The organism is Streptomyces sp. NRRL B-24572, assembly GCF_002156145.1.
In the GTDB taxonomy this organism is placed as follows: Bacteria; Actinomycetota; Actinomycetes; order Streptomycetales; family Streptomycetaceae; genus Streptomyces; species Streptomyces vietnamensis.
The window spans coordinates 1-3,781 of sequence record NZ_MWIG01000253.1 but is presented as its reverse complement, the minus strand read 5'-3'; the positions used below and the strand labels follow the sequence as shown (position 1 = coordinate 3,781).

4 protein-coding genes and 1 tRNA gene are annotated in these 3,781 nt (G+C 70.0%); 3 read left to right on the top strand and 2 right to left on the bottom strand.

Going from position 1 to position 3,781, the window contains the following annotated elements; translation table 11 throughout:
* Window positions 1-185: 185 nt before the first annotated feature.
* Together hisN and CCN56_RS15785 are read left to right on the top strand one after the other, a co-directional pair.
* Entirely contained in the window at window positions 186-995 is an 810-nt protein-coding gene (hisN, locus tag CCN56_RS15790) for a histidinol-phosphatase (RefSeq protein ID WP_086827473.1), read from the top strand.
* 139 nt (window positions 996-1,134) lie between these two features.
* Window positions 1,135-1,524 (top strand): cyclic nucleotide-binding/CBS domain-containing protein, encoded by a 390-nt coding sequence (locus CCN56_RS15785; protein ID WP_086827471.1) that lies wholly within the window; start codon window positions 1,135-1,137, stop codon window positions 1,522-1,524.
* A gap of 63 nt (window positions 1,525-1,587) precedes the next feature.
* On the opposite strand, the gene CCN56_RS15780 is transcribed toward CCN56_RS15785, so the two are convergent.
* Complete coding sequence (locus CCN56_RS15780; RefSeq protein ID WP_086827469.1) at window positions 1,588-3,039, bottom strand: catalase; 1,452 nt, start codon at window positions 3,037-3,039, stop codon at window positions 1,588-1,590.
* Between the two features lie 122 nt (window positions 3,040-3,161).
* Between CCN56_RS15780 and CCN56_RS15775 the strand changes: the two genes are divergently transcribed.
* On the top strand, window positions 3,162-3,581 hold the full coding sequence (locus CCN56_RS15775; RefSeq protein WP_086827467.1) for a Fur family transcriptional regulator: 420 nt from the start codon (window positions 3,162-3,164) through the stop codon (window positions 3,579-3,581).
* A gap of 111 nt (window positions 3,582-3,692) precedes the next feature.
* On the opposite strand, the gene CCN56_RS15770 is transcribed toward CCN56_RS15775, so the two are convergent.
* Window positions 3,693-3,766: transfer RNA gene (locus CCN56_RS15770), tRNA-Met, on the bottom strand.
* Window positions 3,767-3,781: the final 15 nt, after the last annotated feature.

Here is a 3,781-nt window from a genome sequence, read left to right as displayed (position 1 = left end):
GCGGCGAGCGCGGCGTCGAGCAGGGCCTCGCGGGCGTTCGCCATCCTCACCTCCGGGAGGGAACGGTTCTCCGCTCAGCCTCGACAGGCGACCACCCCCTGTCAAGGGGCTTGTACGGACCGTCGCGGGACGGCGGCGGTGGACGGTTCCGCGTGCGCTCCCGGCTCGGGGATAGAGTGCCGACCATGGCCGATTACCACGATGATCTGCGTCTCGCCCACGTCCTCGCGGATGCCGCCGACGCGGCCACCATGGACCGATTCCAGGCGCTCGACCTCAAGGTCGAGACGAAGCCGGACATGACTCCGGTGAGCGAGGCCGACAAGGCGGCGGAGGAGCTGATCCGCGGGCAGCTCCAGCGCGCCAGGCCGCGCGACGCGATCCTCGGCGAGGAGTTCGGCGTGGAGGGCTCGGGCCCGCGCCGCTGGGTGATCGACCCGATCGACGGCACGAAGAACTACGTGCGCGGGGTGCCGGTCTGGGCGACCCTGATCGCGCTGATGGAGGCCGGGGAGACCGGGTTCCAGCCGGTGGTGGGCGTGGTGTCCGCCCCGGCGCTCGGCCGGCGCTGGTGGGCGGCGAAGGGCCTCGGCGCGTACACGGGCCGCAGCCTGGCCTCGGCGAGCCGGATCGGCGTGTCGAAGGTCGGCCGCCTGGAGGACGCCTCGTTCGCGTACTCCTCGCTGAGCGGCTGGGAGGAGCGGGGCCGCCTCGACGGTTTCCTCGACCTCACGCGCGCGTGCTGGCGGACCCGGGCGTACGGCGACTTCTGGCCGTACATGATGGTCGCGGAGGGTTCCGTGGACATCTGCGCGGAGCCGGAGCTGTCGCTGTGGGACATGGCCGCGGTCGCGATCGTGGTCCAGGAGGCCGGCGGCACGTACACGGGCCTGGACGGACGGCACGGCCCGCACAGCGGGAACGCGGCGGCTTCGAACGGTCTGCTCCACGGCGAGCTGCTGAGCTACCTGAACCAGGAGACCGCACAGGGCTGAGCGCTCCCGTCACTCCCCGGGGGCGCCTCGCGCGCCCCCTTGTCGGCCCACCTCCCCGGTGCAACCCTGAGAGTCCCCCCGCTTGTGAACTTGTGAATTTCTTCTCGTTGAAGAATTCACCAAGGAGGTGGCTCCGTCCATGCTCGTCCGTGACGCCATGAGCACCGTGATCCTCACCATCGGCCCCGCCCACACCCTCAGGCAGGCGGCCCGGCTGATGGCGGCGCGCCGCGTCGGCGCGGCCGTCGTCCTCGACACCGACGCCGGCGGACTCGGCATCCTCACCGAGCGCGACATCCTCAACTCCCTCGCCCGGGACCAGGACCCCGACCGGGAGACCGCCGGCTCCCACACCACCCGTGACGTCGTCTTCGCCGCGCCGTCCTGGACCCTGGCGGAGGCGGCCGAGGCGATGACCCGTGGCGGCTTCCGTCACCTCGTCGTCCTCGACGGCCGGGGCCCCGTCGGCATCGTCTCCGTACGCGACATCATCCGCTGCTGGATCCCGGTGCACAGCGTCGCGAGCTGACGCGAGGGCGGGCCGGCCTCCCCCACGGAAGTCCGGCCCGCCCTCTTCCTACGGCAAGCGCCCTCAGCCGCGAAGGGCCTGGACCGCGGCCTCCAGCCGCTTGCCGAAGTCACCGTCCGCCTTGCGGAAGTTCTCGATCGCCCGCTCGGCGATGTCGTCGCGCGAGACCTTGGCGATGGAGCCGGCCAGGTTCTCGACGAGGCGGCCCTTCTCGGCCTCGGACATCAGGCGGTAGAGGTTGCCCGCCTGCACGAAGTCGTCGTCCTCGGCGTGCGAGGGGGCGGCGTGGTCGCCGGTCGTGCCGGTGACCGCGGAGCCGACCCAGAGCGGCCTGTCCGTCTGGTACGGGCCGCCGAAGCTGTTCGGCTCGTAGTTCTTCGCGCCCTTGTGGCGGCCGTCGTAGAGGAAGCCGTCCCTCGCGTGGGTGCGCGCCTCGGTGGCGTGCGGGCGGTTCACCGGCAGGTGGTCGGCGTTGATGCCGACGCGGTAGCGGTGGGCGTCGCCGTACGCGAAGAGACGGCCCTGGAGCATCTTGTCCGGGGAGGGGCCGATGCCCGGCACGAAGTGCGCGGGGCTGAAGATCGACTGCTCGACCTCGGCGAAGACGTTCTCCGGGTTGCGGTTGAGCTCCAGCCTGCCGATCTCGACCGGCGGGTAGTCCTCGTGCGGCCACACCTTGGTGAGGTCGAAGGGGTTGAAGCGGTAGTTCGCCGCGTCGGCCGCGGGCATGATCTGGACCTGCACGGTCCAGCTCGGGAAGTCGCCGCGCTCGATGGCCTCGCGCAGGTCGCGCTGGTGCGAGTCCGGGTCCTCGCCGGCGAGGCGGTTGGCCTCGTCCTGGGTGAGGTTCTTGATGCCCTGGTCGGTCTTGAAGTGGTACTTGACCCAGAAGACCTCGCCGGCCTCGTTGTTCCACTGGAACGTGTGCGAGCCGTAGCCGTTCATGTGGCGGTACGAGGCGGGGATGCCGCGGTCGCCGAAGAGCCAGGTGACCTGGTGGGTCGACTCCGGGGAGAGGCCCCAGAAGTCCCAGACGTTGTCCGCCTCCTGCGAGCCCGTGTACGGGTCGCGCTTCTGGGTGTGGATGAAGTCGGGGAACTTGATGGCGTCCTTGATGAAGAACACCGGGGTGTTGTTGCCGACGAGGTCGTAGTTGCCCTCCTCGGTGTAGAACTTCAGCGCCCAGCCGCGGGGGTCGCGCACCGCGTCCGCCGCGCCGAGGTTGCCCGCGACGGTGGAGAAGCGCAGGAAGGTCTCGGTCTCCTTGCCGACCTCGGAGAGGAACTTCGCGCGCGTCCACTGCGAGACGTCACGGGTCAGGGTGAAGGTGCCGTAGGCGCCCGCACCGCGCGCGTGGACCACGCGCTCCGGGATGCGCTCGCGGTTGAAGTGGGCGAGCTTCTCCAGGAGGAGCTGGTCCTGGACGAGGACCGGACCGCCGACGCCCGCGGTCTCGCTGTTCTGGTTGTCGGCGACGGGAGCCCCGGCCTCCGTGGTGAGCGGTCCCTGCGTCATGTTGTGCCTCCTGTCGTCGCCCTTGATGGACTCGACCCTACATTGGACTTTGTCTAAGTCAAGCCAGCATCCAAACTCACACCCGTTCGGGCCTCTTTCCCCTGACTGGTAGCCTGGCCCTCATGAGTGACCTGTTGGAACGACTGCGCGGACGCGGTTGGCGCATGACCGCACAGCGGCGCGTCGTGGCCGAAGTCCTCGACGGGGACCACGTGCACCTGACCGCCGACGAGGTCCACGCGCGCGCCGTGGCGAAGCTGCCCGAGATCTCGCGCGCGACCGTGTACAACACGCTGGGCGAGATGGTCACCCTCGGCGAGGTCATCGAGGTCGCGACCGACGGACGCGCCAAGCGGTACGACCCCAACGCCCACCGGCCCCACCAGCACCTGGTCTGCGGCCGCTGCGGCGCGATCCGCGACGTGCACCCGGCCGGCGACCCGCTGGCGGACCTCCCGGACACCGAACGCTTCGGCTTCACGATCTCGAACGTCGAGGTCACCTACCGGGGCGTCTGCCCGAGCTGCGCCACGACGGCCTGACGGCCTTCGCGTGAGCCCCCGCTCCGGCGGGGGCTTTTTCGTGCCCTCGACACGCGGATATGACGAAGGCCCGGATCCAGTGAATGAATCCGGGCCTTCGTTGCTACTGAGTAGCGGGGACAGGATTTGAACCTGCGACCTCTGGGTTATGAGCCCAGCGAGCTACCGAGCTGCTCCACCCCGCGTCGGTGAACCTAACC